The organism is Sphingobium sp. TomTYG65, assembly GCF_055395525.1.
The window spans coordinates 2155593-2170963 of record NZ_AP027330.1; the positions used below are offsets into that span (position 1 = coordinate 2155593).

The following is a 15371-nucleotide window of genomic DNA, read 5'->3' on the forward strand; positions in this document are numbered from 1 at the left end:
GTGGCCCCGCTTTACGCCCATGCGTCGGGGTGCAAGTGAGGAGAGAGAATATGAACATCTTTGTGAAAGGCGCGACGGCCCTCGGCCTGGCGATTACCGCAATGGGTGCGGCCGCCGTTCCGGCGCAAGCGCAATATTATGGCGGCTATTATGGCTATGGCGACCGCGACTGGCGCAACAACCGTGACTGGGACCGGCGCTGGGACGATCGCCGCTGGCGCGATCACGACCGCCGCTACTGGCGTGACGGACGGCGCAACCACTATCGCTATCGCCAGCGCTGCTGGACCGAATGGCGTTATGACTATTATCGCGACCGTGACGTCCGCGTCCGCATCTGCCGCTAACCGTCTGGATTAGAGACAGAAACGAAACCGTAACCTGATCCCGGATTGAAGCCGGGGCCAGGTTGCGGCATCGTGGCGGCATGACCGATCCCATGCCTGTCATCCAGAGTCTGCTGTCGGGGCTCCCCATCTTCCTGCTGCACCTGGCCTGCGCGACGCTGGCCTGGCTTGCAGCGCTGGCGCTTTATATGTGGATTACGCCGCATGATGAATTCGCGCTGATCCGCGCCGGAAACGACGCGGCGGCGATTTCGCTCGGCGGCGCGGCGATCGGCCTCGCCATCCCCCTGGCGTTCTGCCTGGCCGGATCGGTCAACGTATGGGACATCATGATCTGGGGCAGCGTCACATTGGTGCTGCAACTCATCGCCTTCCGCTTCGTCGATTTCCTCCTGGGCTCGCTCTCCGCCCGGATCGAGGCGAATGAGCGATCGGCCGCCATTTTTCTCGCCATGATGAAGGCCGCAATCGCCTGCCTGACGGCGGCGGCCGTGGCGGGCTGAGCCGTGGCGCGGCGGGGCATAGGATGCCTGCCGCTGATGCTCGGCGGAATATTGGCGCTTGCCTGGATCGGGGAGGTGACACGCCCGCCGCCGTTGCAGGTCGAAAGTTTCGATCCCCGCTCTCCTCGCCGCCCGATGCCGCAATGGAGCGACGAGGCTTTCGTGATTGAGGACCGGCCCGGCGGCCCTGCCGACAGCATGGGCACCGCCTTCGCCGTGGACCGCGACGGCGCGTGGTTGACGGCCGAGCATGTCACGCACGACTGCGCACGCATCGGTATCGACGAAGGGGGCGTGGCTCGAGCGGTTTCCCGCGTGGTGGCCAGCCGGGAAGCCGACGCCGCGCTCGTCCGCGACGGATTGCGGAGCGATTATGCCCTGCCGCTTTCCGGCCGGATGCCCGCACCCGGATCGCTCGGCTTCCACATGGGTTTTCCCGCAGGCCGCCCCGCCCTCGTCGTCTCCGAACTGATCGGCGCAGCCAGCGCCCGGCGCGGCCGCACCGAAGAAACGCAGCCCGTCCTCGCCTGGGCGGAAACCGCCCGCCTGCCCGAAAGCGACGACACCCTTTCCGGCATCAGCGGCGGTCCCGTCTTCTCAGAGGATGGCCATGTCGTCGGCGTGAACAGCGCCGCAACTGACCGGCGCGGCCGCATCCTTACCACCGCGCCCGACGCGATGATCCGCCTGGTCCATGCGAGCCGCGCGGTGAACGATCAGCCGGTCGCCTATCCCTTTGCGGGCCTTGCCGATGCGGAAATGCGCTTCGCCTCCTGGCTGGAGCAGGGCGTGATCCGCCGCATCTTCTGCGATGTGGACGATGCGCCACGGTTGACGGCGGCGAGCCCGAAGCGCTAGGCCGCGCGGAAACGAAGGACCTTTGGAACAGCCATGAGCGACACGCCTCCCGACCGCCTCTCCACCAATCCGCGCAGCCCCTATTTCGACATGGACCTGTTGCAGCGCGGCGTCGGCATCCGGTTCAAGGACCGGGTCCGCACCGATGTGGAGGAATATTGCATTTCCGAAGGCTGGGTCCGCGTCGCCGCCGGCAAGACGCGCGACCGTAACGGCCAGCCGCTGACGATCAAGCTGTCCGGGCCGGTGGAAGCCTGGTTCGAGCGCTCGGAAGAGGGCGAGGAAAAGGCCACCGACGCGGAATAAGCTGCCCTCGGCTTTTTTACCTCCGTTCGCTTCGAGGGAAGTCGAGAAGCAGGTCATACCGTGTCTCGACTTCGCTCGACACGAACGGAGTTGGGCTAGGTTGAATCGTCAACGCAACCGCGCGTCCCGCTTCACGTCAGCGATAATATCCCGCAGCGACCGCCCCGAAGGCGTGGCGTCGGCAAGCTGGATCGCCCGCATATCGGTCTCCAGCCGCGGCTCATGCAGCGCCTTGCGCAGCGACCGGCCAAGACCCGCCAGCCGCGTGGAGCCTTCCTCGACCGGCTTGGCCGCAACCTTTTCCTCTTCCCCATCCGGCTGATCCACCTTGGCGAAGCGCACGCTGGTGCCCAGCGCCGGGTCAGGCTCGAACGGATGCAACTGCCCCTTGCCCGAATAAATGAAGCCGAAGGTGGGATTGGTCCGCGCGCCCATCTGCCCGGTCGGGCTGTGCCATACGCGCACCTCGCTCCAATCACCCGCTTCTGACACATCGATCGCCAGCACATCCTCTTCGATCGCGCCAGGCACCGACCAATTGGCATGGCGGATCAGCACGCGCCGGTCGTCCAGCACCTTGCTGACCACAGCGACATGGCCCAGCGTCATCGGTCCATAGGGACGAAAGGCCAACACCGCACCACGGCGCGGCACATGGCCACGCGCATAGCGGTCCTCCGCCTGATCCCACCAGGTCAACGCATCGCCCCGGATATTCACGCCGGACACGATCCGCGCATAGGGCACGCACTGCAAAGCGGTCGCGCCAAACACCGGCGTGGCGATCAAGCCCGCCAGCAGCCATGCGGCGCCGCGAATAAAACGAAACATTAATGCGACCTCAAAAATTTATGAGAATCGCCCCACCGCCGATCAGATTATGCGGCGGCCCTTAGAAAGTGGTTAAAGGGTCAGAAAGCACCGCGCGTGGCGGCAGCGCTGTCGGCCATGGCGATCCGCACGGGGGCGGCTTCGCTCGCCTGTGCCGGATAGATGAAGCCGTTCGCGGGATTGGAGCGCAGGCCCAGGCCGCCGATCGGGCCGTACCATACGCGCACATCGGTCCAGTCATTGTTCGGCGACACGTCGATGGCGCGCACGTTGCGCTCGATGCCGCCGCGATAGGACCAGTTGGCGTGGGTCAGCAGCACTTCACGATCGCTGACCACCTTGCTGACCATGGCGACATGGCCGACCGGCATGGAACGGCTGGCAGCGAAGGCCAGCACAGCGCCTTCGCGCGGCTGATGGCCACGCTCATAGCGGCCCTCTGCCTGGCCCCACCAGGTATTGGCGTTGCCATAAAGTTCGATGCCGGAAACCTGACGGGCATAGGGTGCGCACTGCAGAACGCCAGCAGCGGCAGGGGTCACGATCAGGGCGCCGAGCGCAAGCATGGCAGTCGCGATAAATGCGCGAAAAGCACCGATCATGAGTGAAACGACCCCCGACTTCTTCTGGTTTATCAACCCCGTGGCGCTCTTAGGGCAGAGCCAGGACGAGTTGAGAAGCGTCGAGCGACGAATGGTTGTACGGGCGCGTTAACCTGCGGAACGAAAGAGCTGGCCCGCCGTTACCGTGAACCGCGTCGCCTCACCTAAGTCATTGAAAAGACTTTCTTCCGTCCCCGTCATCCAGACCTGACCGCCTGTTGCACGCAGCCGGTCGAACAAGGCGGCTCGTCGCGACGGGTCGAGATGCGCCGCCACTTCGTCGAGCAGCAGAACGGGCGGCTGCCCCCTATTCGCGGCCACCAGTGCAGCATGGGCGAGCAGGATCGACAGCAGCAGGGCTTTCTGCTCCCCCGTCGAACAAAGCGCCGCCGCCTGTCCCTTGGCAGCATGGGTGACAGCCAGATCCTGCCGGTGCGGTCCCGACAACGTCCGCCCTGCCGCCGCGTCCCGTCGCCGCTCGCGGGCCAGTCGATCTGCGAGCGGACCTTCCCCATCCTCTTCGCCGTCGATCGCCAGCAGCGGCCGGGCGAAGGGTTCGTCCGGCTGATTGGCAAGCTCCGCGACCAGCCGCGCGACCAGATCGGCCCGCGCCACCGAAAGCGACGCGCCATGCTCCTCCATCTGCGCCTCAAGCGCGGCCAGCCACGCCGGGTCGGCGCTGGGAAGGTCGGCCAGCAGCCGGTTGCGCGCCCGCATCGCTGCCTCATAGCGCGCGGCATGCACCGCATGGGCTGGATGCAGCGCCAGCGTCAGCCGGTCCAGAAAGCGCCGCCGTCCTCCAGGACTGTCCATGAACAGCCGGTCCATCGCCGGGGTCAGCCACACGATCGCCAGATGATCGGCGAGCGCATTGGCCGAAGAGGCGACGCCGCCGATCCGCACCTGCCGCCGGTCGGGCGCCTGGGGGCTGGTGCCGGTACCCAGCACGACTCCGTCCACCTCCGCCGCGATGCCGAAGCTGCCGGGCCCGCCCTGGCGCGCCATGTCGCGCAGCGCCGCGACGCGCAGGCCCCGACCCGGGGCCAGCATCGACACGGCTTCCAAAATATTGGTCTTGCCCGCGCCATTTTCGCCGGTCAGCACGATGAAGGCATGGTCAGGAAGGATCAGCGCATCCGCATGGTTGCGGAAATCGCTCAAGGTCAGACGGCCGATCATTGCCTCGCTCTAGAGCATCGCGCGTGAAAGTGGGAACCGGTTTCGCGCAAAAAGCGATCCGCCAACAAAAGCAGGCGGGGGCTAGAACGGAAAGCGGTTCAGCAGCGTTTGCGCGTCACCGCTGCGCCATCATTGATGATCGTCAGTTCCCGCCCCTTGGCGGAAGGGCGCAGTTCCAGTTTCTTGGTCCAGCTGTCCCCTTCTCCAGTGAAGGCGGCATCGACCCGCAGCTTGCCACCCGTGCCCGTCGCCACGCCCTGCACCGTCCCTACGCTTTCATGAAAGATCAGGCTTCCGGGCGTCACCTTCAGCTCCAGCTCTGCCGAACGGTCCCCGCAGCGGTCATTCAGCCCGGTCCAATTTCCCTGAAGCGCCGCTGGAATGACGCCTGAAGGGGAGGGAGCGTCCCGCTTCGCCGCAACAGCGGGTGCGGAGGCATTGGCGGGCGTCCTCGCCTCTGCCGGCTGATCTGGCGCCAGCGTCTCGTCCTGCGCCGGCGTTTCGTTGCTTACATCATAGTTCGCCTGCTCATCGACAATGTCGGTGGACATGCCCGGTTTGCTCCCGCCCTTCTCTTCACAGGCAGCGAGCAGCAGCAGCGGCAGAGCGAGAAGCAAGCGCATCCGTAATGAACTGGCAAGAAAGCCAAGGGTTCCGCCAGCGGACTTGCCAGCGGTCGCTCTTGGGCCCATCACCTGCACAGCGGATGACGATGGAGACGACGATGATGAAGAGCGCAAAGATCGCCCTTGCCCTTGCCGCGGCTGCCCTGGGCTCGACCGGAGCCATGGCGGCGCTGGCCGTCGGCGCGAAGGCGCCCGATTTCACCACGCGCGGCGCGCAGGCGGGCAAGACCTTCACGCTCACCCTTTCGCACCAGTTGAAGCGCGGCCCTGTCGTCCTGTATTTCTTCCCCAAGGCGTTCACGCCGGGCTGCTCGGCCGAAGCACGCGAATTCGCCACACACATCGCGGATTTCAAGAAGGCCGGTGCGACCGTAATCGGCATGTCCGCCGATCCGGTGGATGATCTCGTCGCCTTTTCGACCAAGGAGTGCGCGGGCAAGTTTGCCGTCGCCTCGGCCGGACCGGCGATCATCTCGGGCTATGACGTGGCGCTCAAGATGCGGCCCGGCATGACCGACCGCACCTCCTATGTCATCGCGCCCAACGGCCGCATCGTCTTCGTCCATAGCGAGATGAACTATGCCGACCATGTGAAGAGCACGCTGGCGGCGGTGCAGTCGATGAAGGCGAAATAGAACCGACATCAACCTCCGTTCGCCCTGAGCCTGTCGAAGGGAGTTTCTTCTCTTCAAAAGGAAAGAACGGGCTTCGACAAGCTCAGCTCGAACGGAAGAAGAATCCCCAATAACGTCTATTTTCCGCCCTTCACATAGCGCCCGAACCACTCCAGCGTCGCCTTCCAGGCTGCGTTCGCGGCCGCCTCATTATAGCTCGGCCGGTAATCGGCCATGAAGCCGTGATCAGCCTCCGGATAGACAGTGATCTCATCGGGTGGCGACTTGCCCGCCTTTTTCAGTGCGACGCGCATCGCTTCGACATCGGCCAGCGGTATCCCCTTGTCCAACCCGCCATATTGCCCCAGCACCGGCGCCTTGAGCGCCCCCGCCTGCTCGATCACGCTCAGCGGCTGCAGCGCCGTCTTCTCGCTGACGAGCCGGCCGTAGAAAGCTACGCCCGCATCCAGTTGCGCGCTGTGCGCGGCATAGAGCCACACGACCCGTCCGCCCCAGCAAAATCCGGTGATACCCCGCCGCGCCGCATCGCCGCCATGGCTCCCCGCCCAGGCATAGGTGGTGTCGATATCCGCCAGTACCTGCGCGTCAGGCGCCTTGGACACGATGCTGCTCACCAGTTGCTTGATGTCGGCGATCTTCGTCGCATCGCCATGCCGGGCGAAGAGGTCGGGCGCGATGGCATAATAGCCTTCCCGCGCGAAGCGGCGGCACATGTCGCGGACCCACTCGTGCACGCCGAATATCTCATGCACGACGACGATGATCGGCCTCTTCTTCGTCCCTTCCGGCCGCGCGACATAGGCGGGCATGACAAAACCGTCGCTCGCCCGGATCGAGACCGTTTCCTGAGTGAGCCCCTCGCCCGACGTCTGCACCGCGCTGCTCGACACCGGGCGGCAGGCCGCCGCAAAGCCCGCTGCAAACGCCCCGCTCATCAGCAGCTTGCGGCGGTCGAGCCCCGTGCTGTCGATCCAGTTGCGATCTTCGGGCAGGCGTTCCGGCTGGGCTGATCCTTCACTCTGGTTGCTCATCGCGCTTCCTCTTCCGCATGCCCCCTGCCGCAGCCTATCGGTTCGCGGCCTGAGCGCAAGACGTTCAGCCCAGGAAGTCCCCGCCCGCGATTCGCTCCAGCCCGGCCACATAGCGCGCATAGACATAGGTCCAGGCGTCGAGCATGCCGTCGGGCGTCTCCACCCGCACCCGCTCGCGCCGATATTCCCGCGGTTCGGGGAAATGCGCCGCGCACTCCTCATGCTCGTCCAGTACCGCCAGGATCGCCGCGGCGTCAGGCAAGCGGAACAGTTCTCCGACGACCGCCCCTTCCCCGCCGGAAACGAAGCCTGGATAATAGTCGATCCTGTAAAGCGTCCCACGCGCCACAGCGGTGCCCAGCGGCTGCGCCACCGATGACAGCCACAGCGCCATCTCACCGCCAAATCCGGGGCGAAGCGATCCATAGACAAAGAGAAGATCGGGGCTCATCACGCGATCTTCACTAGCAATAAAAAAGCCGCCCCGGCAAATGCCCTGGGCGGCCTTTTTGGACTTCCCCGAAGAAGAGGAAGAAAGAAGCGCGAATGATCGCTTAGGCGAAAAGCACCGAGTAGAAGGTCAGCATCTGAGCGCCGACCGCAACCATCAACGCAACGCCCTGAACAGTGTGCCGCATGTTTCGTGTCCTGCAAATTTTGTTATCTGTCGTGTTCGACGAGGGCGCATATGATCGCGTAACCCCTTTGTCACAATCGCAAAAGGCGCTTTCGCAGTTGCAGCAAATGCAACAGCAACTGTTACTTCAATGCAACCATCATCGCCTGGGCAGCGGCTGGCGCACGCACCTTCGCGCCGCTGATGAAAAAAGCATAGACGTCTCCCGCCTTCGCCTGCTCGCGCGCCTTCGCCGCCCAGCCCGCTATCTCCTCCGCTGAATAGCCGGTCGCCTCATCCTCGCGCGTGCGCATGAGGCGGGAATAGGAAAAGCCCACATCATGGCCCCGGATCGCCGGATATTCGTCATGATCGGCGAACACCACCGCCGCGCCGGCATCCCGCGCCAGCGCCAGGAAGCTGGGGTCATCAAAACTCTCATGCCGCACCTCCAGCGCGTGACGCAGCTTGATGCCGTCCACACTCGCGGGCAACAGCTTCAGGAAAGCACCGAAATCCTCCGCCTCGAATTTCTTCGTCGGCATGAACTGCCACAGGATCGGCCCCAGCCTGTCGCCCAGTTCGGCAATCCCCTGCCCCATGAATTTCGCGATCGATTCCCCTGCCTCGGCCAGCACGCGACGGTTGGTGCAATAGCGCGACGCCTTCACGGCAAACTGGAATCCGTCGGGCACGGCCTTCGCCCAATTGGCGAAGCTCGCCGGCTTCTGCGTGCCATAATAGGTGGCGTTGATTTCGGTCGCGGTCAGATGCTCGCCCACATAGGCCAGTTCATCCTTCTGCCGCAGCCCTTCAGGGTAGAATGTCCCGCGCCATGGCTCGAACGTCCAGCCGCCGATCCCTACCCTGATCCGTCCTGCCGCCATGCACGCCTCCTCTACCGACATCCTGAACGGCGACGCGCCCGCCTGCCAGGGAAAAGCGTCAGCGTGCAGCTTTGCGCCGCAATCCGATCAGCCATGGCTTCACTCCGCGCGTAGGCCGGGCCACCCCGTCCAGCCGCCGCGCACGCAGGATCGTCACCGGCTTGATGATCATCTGGCCACGCATGGGCCCGGACCCGCAGCAGGTCGGCATCGCCAATATGCGCCGCACCACATCCATTCCCGCGACCACATGGCCGAACGCCGCATAGCCTATATAATCGCCCCGCGCGTCCATGTTGGGCGTCGCCCCAGCCGTGATGAAGAAATTGCCCATCGCCGAATCCGGCCGGTTGGGCCGCGCCATCGACAGCGTGGCGTCGAGATGCCGGATACCCGTCTTGCTCGTCGGCTCATGCGGGATCGGCGGCAAAGACCGCCGCGCGTCGGTGTCGATCCCGCCCTGGATCAGCCCCAGCTTCGGATCACTCTTCCGCCGCGCCGCCCGGTAGAAGGTCACGCCGTCGAACCGCCCATCATCCACATAAGCCAGGAAATTAGCCGAAGTTCGTGGCGCCCGTTTATTATCCACAGCCACCGTGATCGTCCCCACCGACGTTTCGATGGCGACCCGCGTATAACCGGGCGCCGGCCGGTTAGCCGGCACCGCCCAGGCGAATGCAGGGCAGAACGCCAACAACAAGGCAAGAAAGCGAAGCAGGGCAGGACGGATCAACGGGTCAGCCACGAATCTTCAAAGATGGAGTGGCGGAGAGGGAGGGATTCGAACCCTCGGTACCGTTGCCGGCACGCCGCATTTCGAGTGCGGTGCATTCGACCACTCTGCCACCTCTCCGCAGAAGGCCCGGCATGCGCCGACCCGGTCGAGCGGCGGCCATTAGCGAATGATGGTCGGCTTGCCAAGCGGCCAGGACCGTATTTTTCTTGTAACAAGAGCCGAGCGTCCTAAATTGCCATTATGACCGATACGACTGCCATTTTCGGAGCCGACATCACTGCACCGCCCGTCGTCCATGCACGCTTCAGCATCGGCGATGTCGTCAAACATCGCCGCTTCAACTTTCGCGGTGTCGTATTCGACATCGATCCCGTCTTCGCCAATAGCGAGGAATGGTATCAGGCCATTCCCGAACAATCCCGACCCGACAAGCATCAGCCCTTCTATCATCTGCTCGCCGAAAATGGCGAAACCAGCTATGTCGCTTATGTGAGCCAGCAGAATCTGCTCGCCGACGATAGCGGGGAGCCTGTTGACCATCCGGCCATTGCGGGGATGTTCGGCACCTATGCCAACGGCAAATATCAATTGCGGCCGCTGCATCGGCATTAAGGTCCCTCGGTGGGGGCGGCAGTGGGCGCGGGCATTGCCAGCCTTCATCCTGCCTCTGCTGCTGGCGCCAGCATTGGCGACCGCACAGACGGTGGAGCCTGGATCGGCAGAAGCACCCCGCGTCAATGCAGACCCGGCTTTTCCCTTTTCCAACGAAATCGCCGCCTTCGCCAAGGCCAATGAGGCCGACGCCAGCGCGCCTGGAGCCGTCCTCTTCCTCGGCAGCTCCAGCATCCGTCTTTGGAATACCGGCGGCAGCTTTCCAGACAGGGGCACCGTCAATCGTGGGTTCGGCGGAGCCACCACCCGCGACGTCCTCCATTATTATGCCCGGCTGCTCCCACGCGGCGCGCCCCGATCGATACTCGTCTATGTGGGAGAAAATGACCTGGCGAGCGGCGCGACGCCAGCCGCGGTCGCGCATGATGTATTGGCGTTGCTGAAACGGCTCCGCGCCGACTATCCCAAGGCACGCATCGCCTATCTGTCTCTCAAGCCCAGTCCCATTCGCTGGACGCTCTGGCCCAAAATGGCGGCCGTCAACATGACCGTCGCGGCGCGCAGCCGGGTGGGCCGTTTCGATTATATCGACGTAGGCACTTCCCTGCTCGCGCAGGACGGGTTGCCCGACGCATCGCTCTTCGGCCCTGACGGGCTGCACATGAACCCGCGCGGCTATGCCCGCTGGAACAGCCTTGTCGATGGTTGGCTCGATCAAGGCGAAATGGCGGCCGTCCCGAATGAACGCTCGCGCACACCCGCCGCTGCCGTTCACGCGTCACTTTCCGATTGATCCACGGTCCAGCAACATTATTACCATACATCTGTAAAAGACACCCACAGGGGGAGACGCTGGTGACGACTGATTCGGCCAAGGCCACGCCCATGGCGGAACTGACGCTTCGCGGCGTCATATTGGGCGCGCTCATCACGCTGCTCTTCACCGCCGCCAACGTCTATCTGGGGCTCAAGATCGGCCTCACCTTCGCGACGTCCATCCCGGCCGCCGTCATCTCCATGGCGGTGCTGCGCCTGTTCGCAACCGGCACGATCCTGGAAAACAACATTGTCCAGACCATCGCCTCTGCGGCAGGCACATTGTCGGCGATCATCTTCGTGCTGCCGGGGCTCGTCATCATCGGCTGGTGGCACGGTTTCCCCTATTGGCTCTCCGCGTTCACCATCGCGCTCGGCGGCATACTGGGGGTCATGTATTCGGTCCCGCTGCGCCGCGCGCTGGTGACCGGGTCAGACCTGCCTTACCCTGAGGGTGTCGCCGCCGCCGAAGTGCTCAAGGTCGGCGCAGGCTCTCGCGAAGGTCTTGAAGAGAATAAGCGCGGTCTTGCCGCCATCATCGCCAGCTCGCTCGCTGCAGCCGCCTTTTCCATCGTCGCCAAGACGAAACTGATTGCCGAGGAGGCCGCAACCTTCTTCAAATTCGGCAGCGGGGCCACCTCCCTTTCGACCAGCTTTTCCATGGCGCTGATCGGCGTCGGTCATCTGGTGGGCCTGTCCGTGGGCGTCGCGATGTTCGTCGGTCTGCTGATCAGCTGGGTCGGCCTCGTCCCCTGGCTCACCTCTCCTCTTCCTGCCGGAGCCGATATCGCGGAAGTGGTCGGCACCACCTTCCGCATGAAGGCGCGCTTCATCGGCGCGGGCACGATCGGCGTTGCGGCGATCTGGACCCTGCTCAAGATATTGGGGCCGATCGTCAGCGGTATCCGCTCCGCCATGGCCGCAGCGCGGCGACGCAAGGCGGGCGAGGGCGCGCTCCTCGAACTTACTGAGCGAGACTTGCCCATCGGCATCGTCGGCGGCACCATTCTCGCCTCGCTCGCACCCATCGCCGTGCTGCTCTGGTATTTCGCGCAAGGGGGTCCGATCGCCCTCAACCCGGTGCCGATCCTTATTCTGACCCTCGCCTATATCCTGGTCGCGGGCATCGTGATCGCGTCGGTCTGCGGCTATATGGCGGGCCTGATCGGCGCGTCGAACAGCCCGATCTCAGGCGTCGGCATCCTCGCGGTGCTTGGCGCGTCGCTGATCCTCGCGGCCATCTACGGCTCAGGCGGCGACCCTAAACAGTCGCAGGCGCTTATCGCCTATGCGCTGTTCGTCACCGCCATCGTGTTCGGCATCGCCACCATTTCCAACGACAATCTCCAGGACCTCAAGACTGGCCAGCTCGTCGGCGCGACCCCATGGAAGCAGCAGGTCGCCCTCGTCCTCGGCGTCATCTTCGGCGCACTGGTGATCCCGCCGGTCCTCGACCTCCTCAACAGCGCCTTCGGCTTTGCCGGAGCCCCCAACGCCAAGGCCAGCGCCCTCCCCGCGCCCCAGGCCGCGCTCATCTCCGCCTTGGCCAAGGGCGTGCTGGGCGGCGATCTCGACTGGAACCTGATCGGGACCGGCGCGCTGATCGGCGCGGTGGTAGTCGCGATCGACGAACTGCTCGGCAAGGCGGGCAAGCTGCGCCTGCCCCCGCTGGCGGTCGGCATGGGCATCTACCTGCCCATGGCGCTCACCCTGCTGATCCCGGTCGGCGCGGTCATCGGCCATCTCTACAACCGCTGGGCGATGCGCCAGCCCAACCCGGATTTCGCCGAGCGCATGGGCGTGCTGATGGCGACCGGCTTCATCGTCGGCGAAAGCCTGTTCGGCGTCGCCTTCGCCGGGATCGTCGCCGCGACCGACAGCGACGCCCCGCTCGCGCTGGTGGCGGAAAACAGCTGGGCCGTCCCGCTCGCCCTGCTGATCTTCGCGGCCGTGATCGCCGCGCTCTACACCCGCCTCAAGCGGCAGGCGTCCCTCTCCATCTGAAAAGGGCGGCGGATTGCTCCGCCGCCCCTCCCGATCACTTTTTCCCGAACCAGGCCACCAGCGCGGGCTTCAGCCGCGCACGCGTCTCGATCCGCGTCTTGATGGCGGAGATCGACCGGTCGACCACCTTGCGCGATTCGGGCGTCAGATACTGGCTCGCATAGGCGTCCAGCTTCGTCGCCATCGCCGGGTCAGCCGATCCGCCGCCGAGCCGCGCGATCGCCTGAGAGCGCGCCGACACATCGATCAGCGCCTCATATTGCGCCCGGTGCGCCAGCACATAGTCCACCGCCAGCATCGGATGCTCCGCTCCCACGGCGGAGATGATCGCCGCGCTGGTCGTCTTCCCCGGCTCGTCGGTCATGGCAAGGTCCAGCGCCTTCTTCGCCAGCGCCTCATCCTTCGCTGCGCCCAGCAGAGCGAACAGCGTGCTCTTTTCGAGGTCGCTCTTCGCCCCATTGGCCATGGCGCGCAGCTTCTCCCAGGTCGCGCCGTCCGCATTCTGCGCGATGATCCGCAGCCACACATTGCGCAGCGGCCCGTCCAGCAGGGCAGGCTGCGCAAAGCGCCGCTTCGCCTCAGCCACCACCATCTTGTCGCCCATGCCGCCCAGCGTCGCCACCAGCGCCGACCGCAGCACCGGCACTTGAGCGCCCTCGCCGGCCTTGGCGTCGAAGCCCACATTCTTCAGCACCGGCCCCAGCTTGCGTGACGCATAAGCCGCGACCCGAGCCTGCGCTGTCTTGTCGCTCTCCAGCATCATATAGGCGCTGTCGAGATAATCGGGCACTTCCGCCAGCACCGCCGGGCTCGCGTTCGCCGGCACCGCATCCACCATGTCGAGCGCCAGCCCGATCGGCTGATAACCACCGAGCCCCAGCTGGAAATTGTCCGCCATCAACCCGATCTGGTCCATCGCCGACAGCCGGGTGAAGTCCTTCACCAGCGCCTGCACATTCGCCTGCGGATAGAGCGAGCGATAATAGCCCGTCTGCCCCGCATTGATCACATAGGCCCCGCATCCGGGCAGCGTGACCGACGCCGTCCCGTTCAGGATCAGCCGCTGCGGCGCACCGCCGATGGTCTGCGCCATCACAGGGACGTTCCATTTAAGCGGCGCCTTGTCCTTCCTGTCGCGGCTGAACTCACCTTGGCTCAGCGCCAGCACGGTGGACCCACCCTTGCACTGCGCGCTGTCCACCTTCACCAGCGGAATGCCCGGCTGGCTGGTAAAGTCATGTGCGATTGCAACCAGCCCCTTGGCCCCCGCACCCTCGACCGCCTTCCAAAGGTCGTCGGTCACGGTGTTCCCATAGGCGTGCGCCTTCATGTAGCTGCGGATACCCTCCCGCCACACATCCTCACCCGCATAGCCTTCCAGCATGGTGATGACCGCTTCACCCTTTTCATAGGTGATGTCGTCAAACGCCTGGTTCACCTCGTCGACGGTATGGATCTTCTGCACCACCGGATGGGTGGTCGCCAACGCATCGAGCGCCATCGCCCGCTCGCGACCGCCAACGCGGGTCAGCAGCATTTCCCATTCCGGCTGCAGCTTGTCGGTGACCTTGGTCGCCATCCAGCTGGCGAACCCCTCGTTCAGCCAAAGATCGTCCCACCAGGCCATGGTGACCAGGTCGCCGAACCATTGATGCGCCATTTCATGCGCGACGATCGAATAGATGGTCCGCCGCGTCCCCTCCGACGTAAAGCGCGGATCGACCAGCAGCGCCCGCTCGAAAGTGAAGATCGCGCCCCAATTCTCCATCGCGCTGAAGAACTGGCTCTGTCCCGGCCCCGCGACATTATCCAGCTTGGGCAGCGGGAAAGGCACGCCGAAATAGTCATTATACCAGGGCAGGATCGCCGCCGAAGCATCCAGCGCCAGCTGCGCCTTGCCCGTATTCCCCTTGCCGGTGATCACGCCGACTTCGGTCGCGCCAGCCATCTTCGTCGCTCGCTCCAGATCGCCCAGCCCGAAGAAGAGCAGATAGGAAGACATTTTGGGGCTGGTGCCGAAGGTCACCCGCGTCTTGCCGCCACCCAGATCGGCGGACGCCTTGACCGGCATGTTGCTCACCGCCAGCTGCCCCGTCGGCACGATGGCGGAAAGGTCGAAGGTCGCCTTGTAGCTCGGCTCGTCAAAGCTCGGCACGAAACGCCGCGCATCGGGCGCTTCGAACTGGGTGAACAGCGCCCGCTTCGCCTTGCCGGCATTGTCCGTGTAATCCAGCGCGAACATCCCGTTCGCCTGCGTGTTGATGACGCCGGCATAGACGATATCGAGCTTGTAGCTGCCCGGCGCGACGGGCTTGCCGAAGTCCAGGCTGACCGTCTGCGCCGCGGCGTCGATCTTGGCGGCGCCCTTCACCGCCTTGCCCTTTGCGGGGGTGAGCGTCACCGAACTCACCGTCAGGTCGGCGGCGTTCAGCACCAGCACCGGCATGGCCTGCGCTACGGTAAGGTCAATCGTCGCCTTGCCGCTGAACTTCAGGTTCGCCGCATCCGGCGTCACCTCGATCGCATAATGGCTGGGCGCGGCCCCGCGCGGCAATTGCGTCGTGATCCCCGGCGCAGGGCCAGCGGGCGCTTGCGCCAAGGCAGGCTGGACCAGCGCCAGCGGAGCAGCCGCCAGCATCAACAGGGACATTCTGGAAAAGGTCATCAAGGTTCGCAACTCCGACACGTTGAGAACGGCGCAGCCCCAACGGCCAAGCGCCACGATAGTTGCGGGATCGAACCTTTCTCGGCCCGGGTCAAGCCATCGGCGAACTTTGTTGTT

At 64.7% G+C, this 15371-nt stretch carries 17 protein-coding genes and 1 tRNA gene; 8 read left to right on the forward strand and 10 right to left on the reverse strand.

The annotated features are described in order from the left end of the window. Positions 1-50 precede the first annotated feature (50 nt). From ACZ5Y5_RS10605 to ACZ5Y5_RS10620, 4 genes are all read left to right on the forward strand, one after another. The gene (locus tag ACZ5Y5_RS10605; protein WP_464808597.1) at positions 51-347 is read left to right on the forward strand and encodes a hypothetical protein; all 297 of its coding nucleotides are present in this window, start codon (positions 51-53) and stop codon (positions 345-347) included. 80 nt (positions 348-427) lie between these two features. Further along, on the forward strand, positions 428-850 hold the full coding sequence (locus ACZ5Y5_RS10610) for a DUF350 domain-containing protein (RefSeq protein ID WP_464808598.1): 423 nt from the start codon (positions 428-430) through the stop codon (positions 848-850). 3 nt (positions 851-853) lie between these two features. Beyond that, positions 854-1708 (forward strand): S1 family peptidase, encoded by an 855-nt coding sequence (locus ACZ5Y5_RS10615; RefSeq protein ID WP_464808599.1) that lies wholly within the window; start codon positions 854-856, stop codon positions 1706-1708. Positions 1709-1741: 33 nt separating this feature from the next. Next, positions 1742-2014, forward strand: coding sequence for a DUF3297 family protein (locus tag ACZ5Y5_RS10620; protein ID WP_464808600.1), 273 nt, complete (start codon positions 1742-1744; stop codon positions 2012-2014). A 108-nt stretch (positions 2015-2122) separates the two neighbouring features. On the opposite strand, the gene ACZ5Y5_RS10625 is transcribed toward ACZ5Y5_RS10620, so the two are convergent. The 4 genes from ACZ5Y5_RS10625 to ACZ5Y5_RS10640 all read right to left on the reverse strand — a co-directional run bounded on the left by ACZ5Y5_RS10625 (position 2123) and on the right by ACZ5Y5_RS10640 (position 5249). Continuing rightward, complete coding sequence (locus ACZ5Y5_RS10625; RefSeq protein ID WP_464808601.1) at positions 2123-2845, reverse strand: CHAP domain-containing protein; 723 nt, start codon at positions 2843-2845, stop codon at positions 2123-2125. 80 nt (positions 2846-2925) lie between these two features. After that, on the reverse strand, positions 2926-3447 hold the full coding sequence (locus ACZ5Y5_RS10630) for a CHAP domain-containing protein (RefSeq protein ID WP_464808602.1): 522 nt from the start codon (positions 3445-3447) through the stop codon (positions 2926-2928). A gap of 108 nt (positions 3448-3555) precedes the next feature. After that, positions 3556-4626: a DNA replication/repair protein RecF gene (gene recF, locus ACZ5Y5_RS10635; RefSeq protein WP_464808603.1), complete on the reverse strand. Its 1071-nt coding sequence runs from the start codon at positions 4624-4626 to the stop codon at positions 3556-3558. Between the two features lie 98 nt (positions 4627-4724). Then, a complete protein-coding gene (locus tag ACZ5Y5_RS10640) occupies positions 4725-5249 on the reverse strand; it encodes a hypothetical protein (RefSeq protein WP_464808604.1) in 525 nt (174 codons plus the stop codon). 101 nt (positions 5250-5350) lie between these two features. Here ACZ5Y5_RS10640 and ACZ5Y5_RS10645 point away from each other — a divergent pair, with 101 nt between their 5' ends. After that, complete coding sequence (locus tag ACZ5Y5_RS10645) at positions 5351-5887, forward strand: peroxiredoxin (protein ID WP_464808605.1); 537 nt, start codon at positions 5351-5353, stop codon at positions 5885-5887. A gap of 116 nt (positions 5888-6003) precedes the next feature. Here ACZ5Y5_RS10645 and ACZ5Y5_RS10650 read toward each other — a convergent pair whose 3' ends face one another. From ACZ5Y5_RS10650 to ACZ5Y5_RS10670, 5 genes are all read right to left on the reverse strand, one after another. Beyond that, positions 6004-6918, reverse strand: coding sequence for a dienelactone hydrolase family protein (locus ACZ5Y5_RS10650; protein ID WP_464808606.1), 915 nt, complete (start codon positions 6916-6918; stop codon positions 6004-6006). A gap of 64 nt (positions 6919-6982) precedes the next feature. Beyond that, positions 6983-7369, reverse strand: a complete 387-nt coding sequence (locus ACZ5Y5_RS10655; protein ID WP_464808607.1) for a gamma-glutamylcyclotransferase family protein — start codon at positions 7367-7369, stop codon at positions 6983-6985. A 308-nt stretch (positions 7370-7677) separates the two neighbouring features. Further along, on the reverse strand, positions 7678-8421 hold the full coding sequence (locus ACZ5Y5_RS10660; protein ID WP_464808608.1) for a DUF72 domain-containing protein: 744 nt from the start codon (positions 8419-8421) through the stop codon (positions 7678-7680). A gap of 58 nt (positions 8422-8479) precedes the next feature. Beyond that, positions 8480-9151 carry a peptidylprolyl isomerase gene (locus tag ACZ5Y5_RS10665; protein ID WP_464810524.1) on the reverse strand — a complete coding sequence of 224 codons (672 nt, stop codon included), beginning with the start codon at positions 9149-9151 and terminating at the stop codon, positions 8480-8482. Positions 9152-9184: 33 nt separating this feature from the next. After that, positions 9185-9274, reverse strand: a tRNA-Ser gene (locus ACZ5Y5_RS10670). A gap of 123 nt (positions 9275-9397) precedes the next feature. Here ACZ5Y5_RS10670 and hspQ point away from each other — a divergent pair. The 3 genes from hspQ to ACZ5Y5_RS10685 all read left to right on the forward strand — a co-directional run bounded on the left by hspQ (position 9398) and on the right by ACZ5Y5_RS10685 (position 12589). Beyond that, on the forward strand, positions 9398-9769 hold the full coding sequence (gene hspQ, locus ACZ5Y5_RS10675; protein ID WP_464808609.1) for a heat shock protein HspQ: 372 nt from the start codon (positions 9398-9400) through the stop codon (positions 9767-9769). Further along, a complete protein-coding gene (locus ACZ5Y5_RS10680; protein ID WP_464808610.1) occupies positions 9726-10562 on the forward strand; it encodes a GDSL-type esterase/lipase family protein in 837 nt (278 codons plus the stop codon). Before hspQ ends, ACZ5Y5_RS10680 begins: the two co-directional genes overlap by 44 nt. Positions 10563-10654: 92 nt before the next feature. After that, positions 10655-12589 carry an OPT family oligopeptide transporter gene (locus ACZ5Y5_RS10685; protein WP_464810525.1) on the forward strand — a complete coding sequence of 645 codons (1935 nt, stop codon included), beginning with the start codon at positions 10655-10657 and terminating at the stop codon, positions 12587-12589. Positions 12590-12623: 34 nt separating this feature from the next. On the opposite strand, the gene ACZ5Y5_RS10690 is transcribed toward ACZ5Y5_RS10685, so the two are convergent. Beyond that, positions 12624-15254 carry a M1 family metallopeptidase gene (locus tag ACZ5Y5_RS10690; RefSeq protein ID WP_464808611.1) on the reverse strand — a complete coding sequence of 877 codons (2631 nt, stop codon included), beginning with the start codon at positions 15252-15254 and terminating at the stop codon, positions 12624-12626. Between the last annotated feature and the right edge of the window lie 117 nt (positions 15255-15371).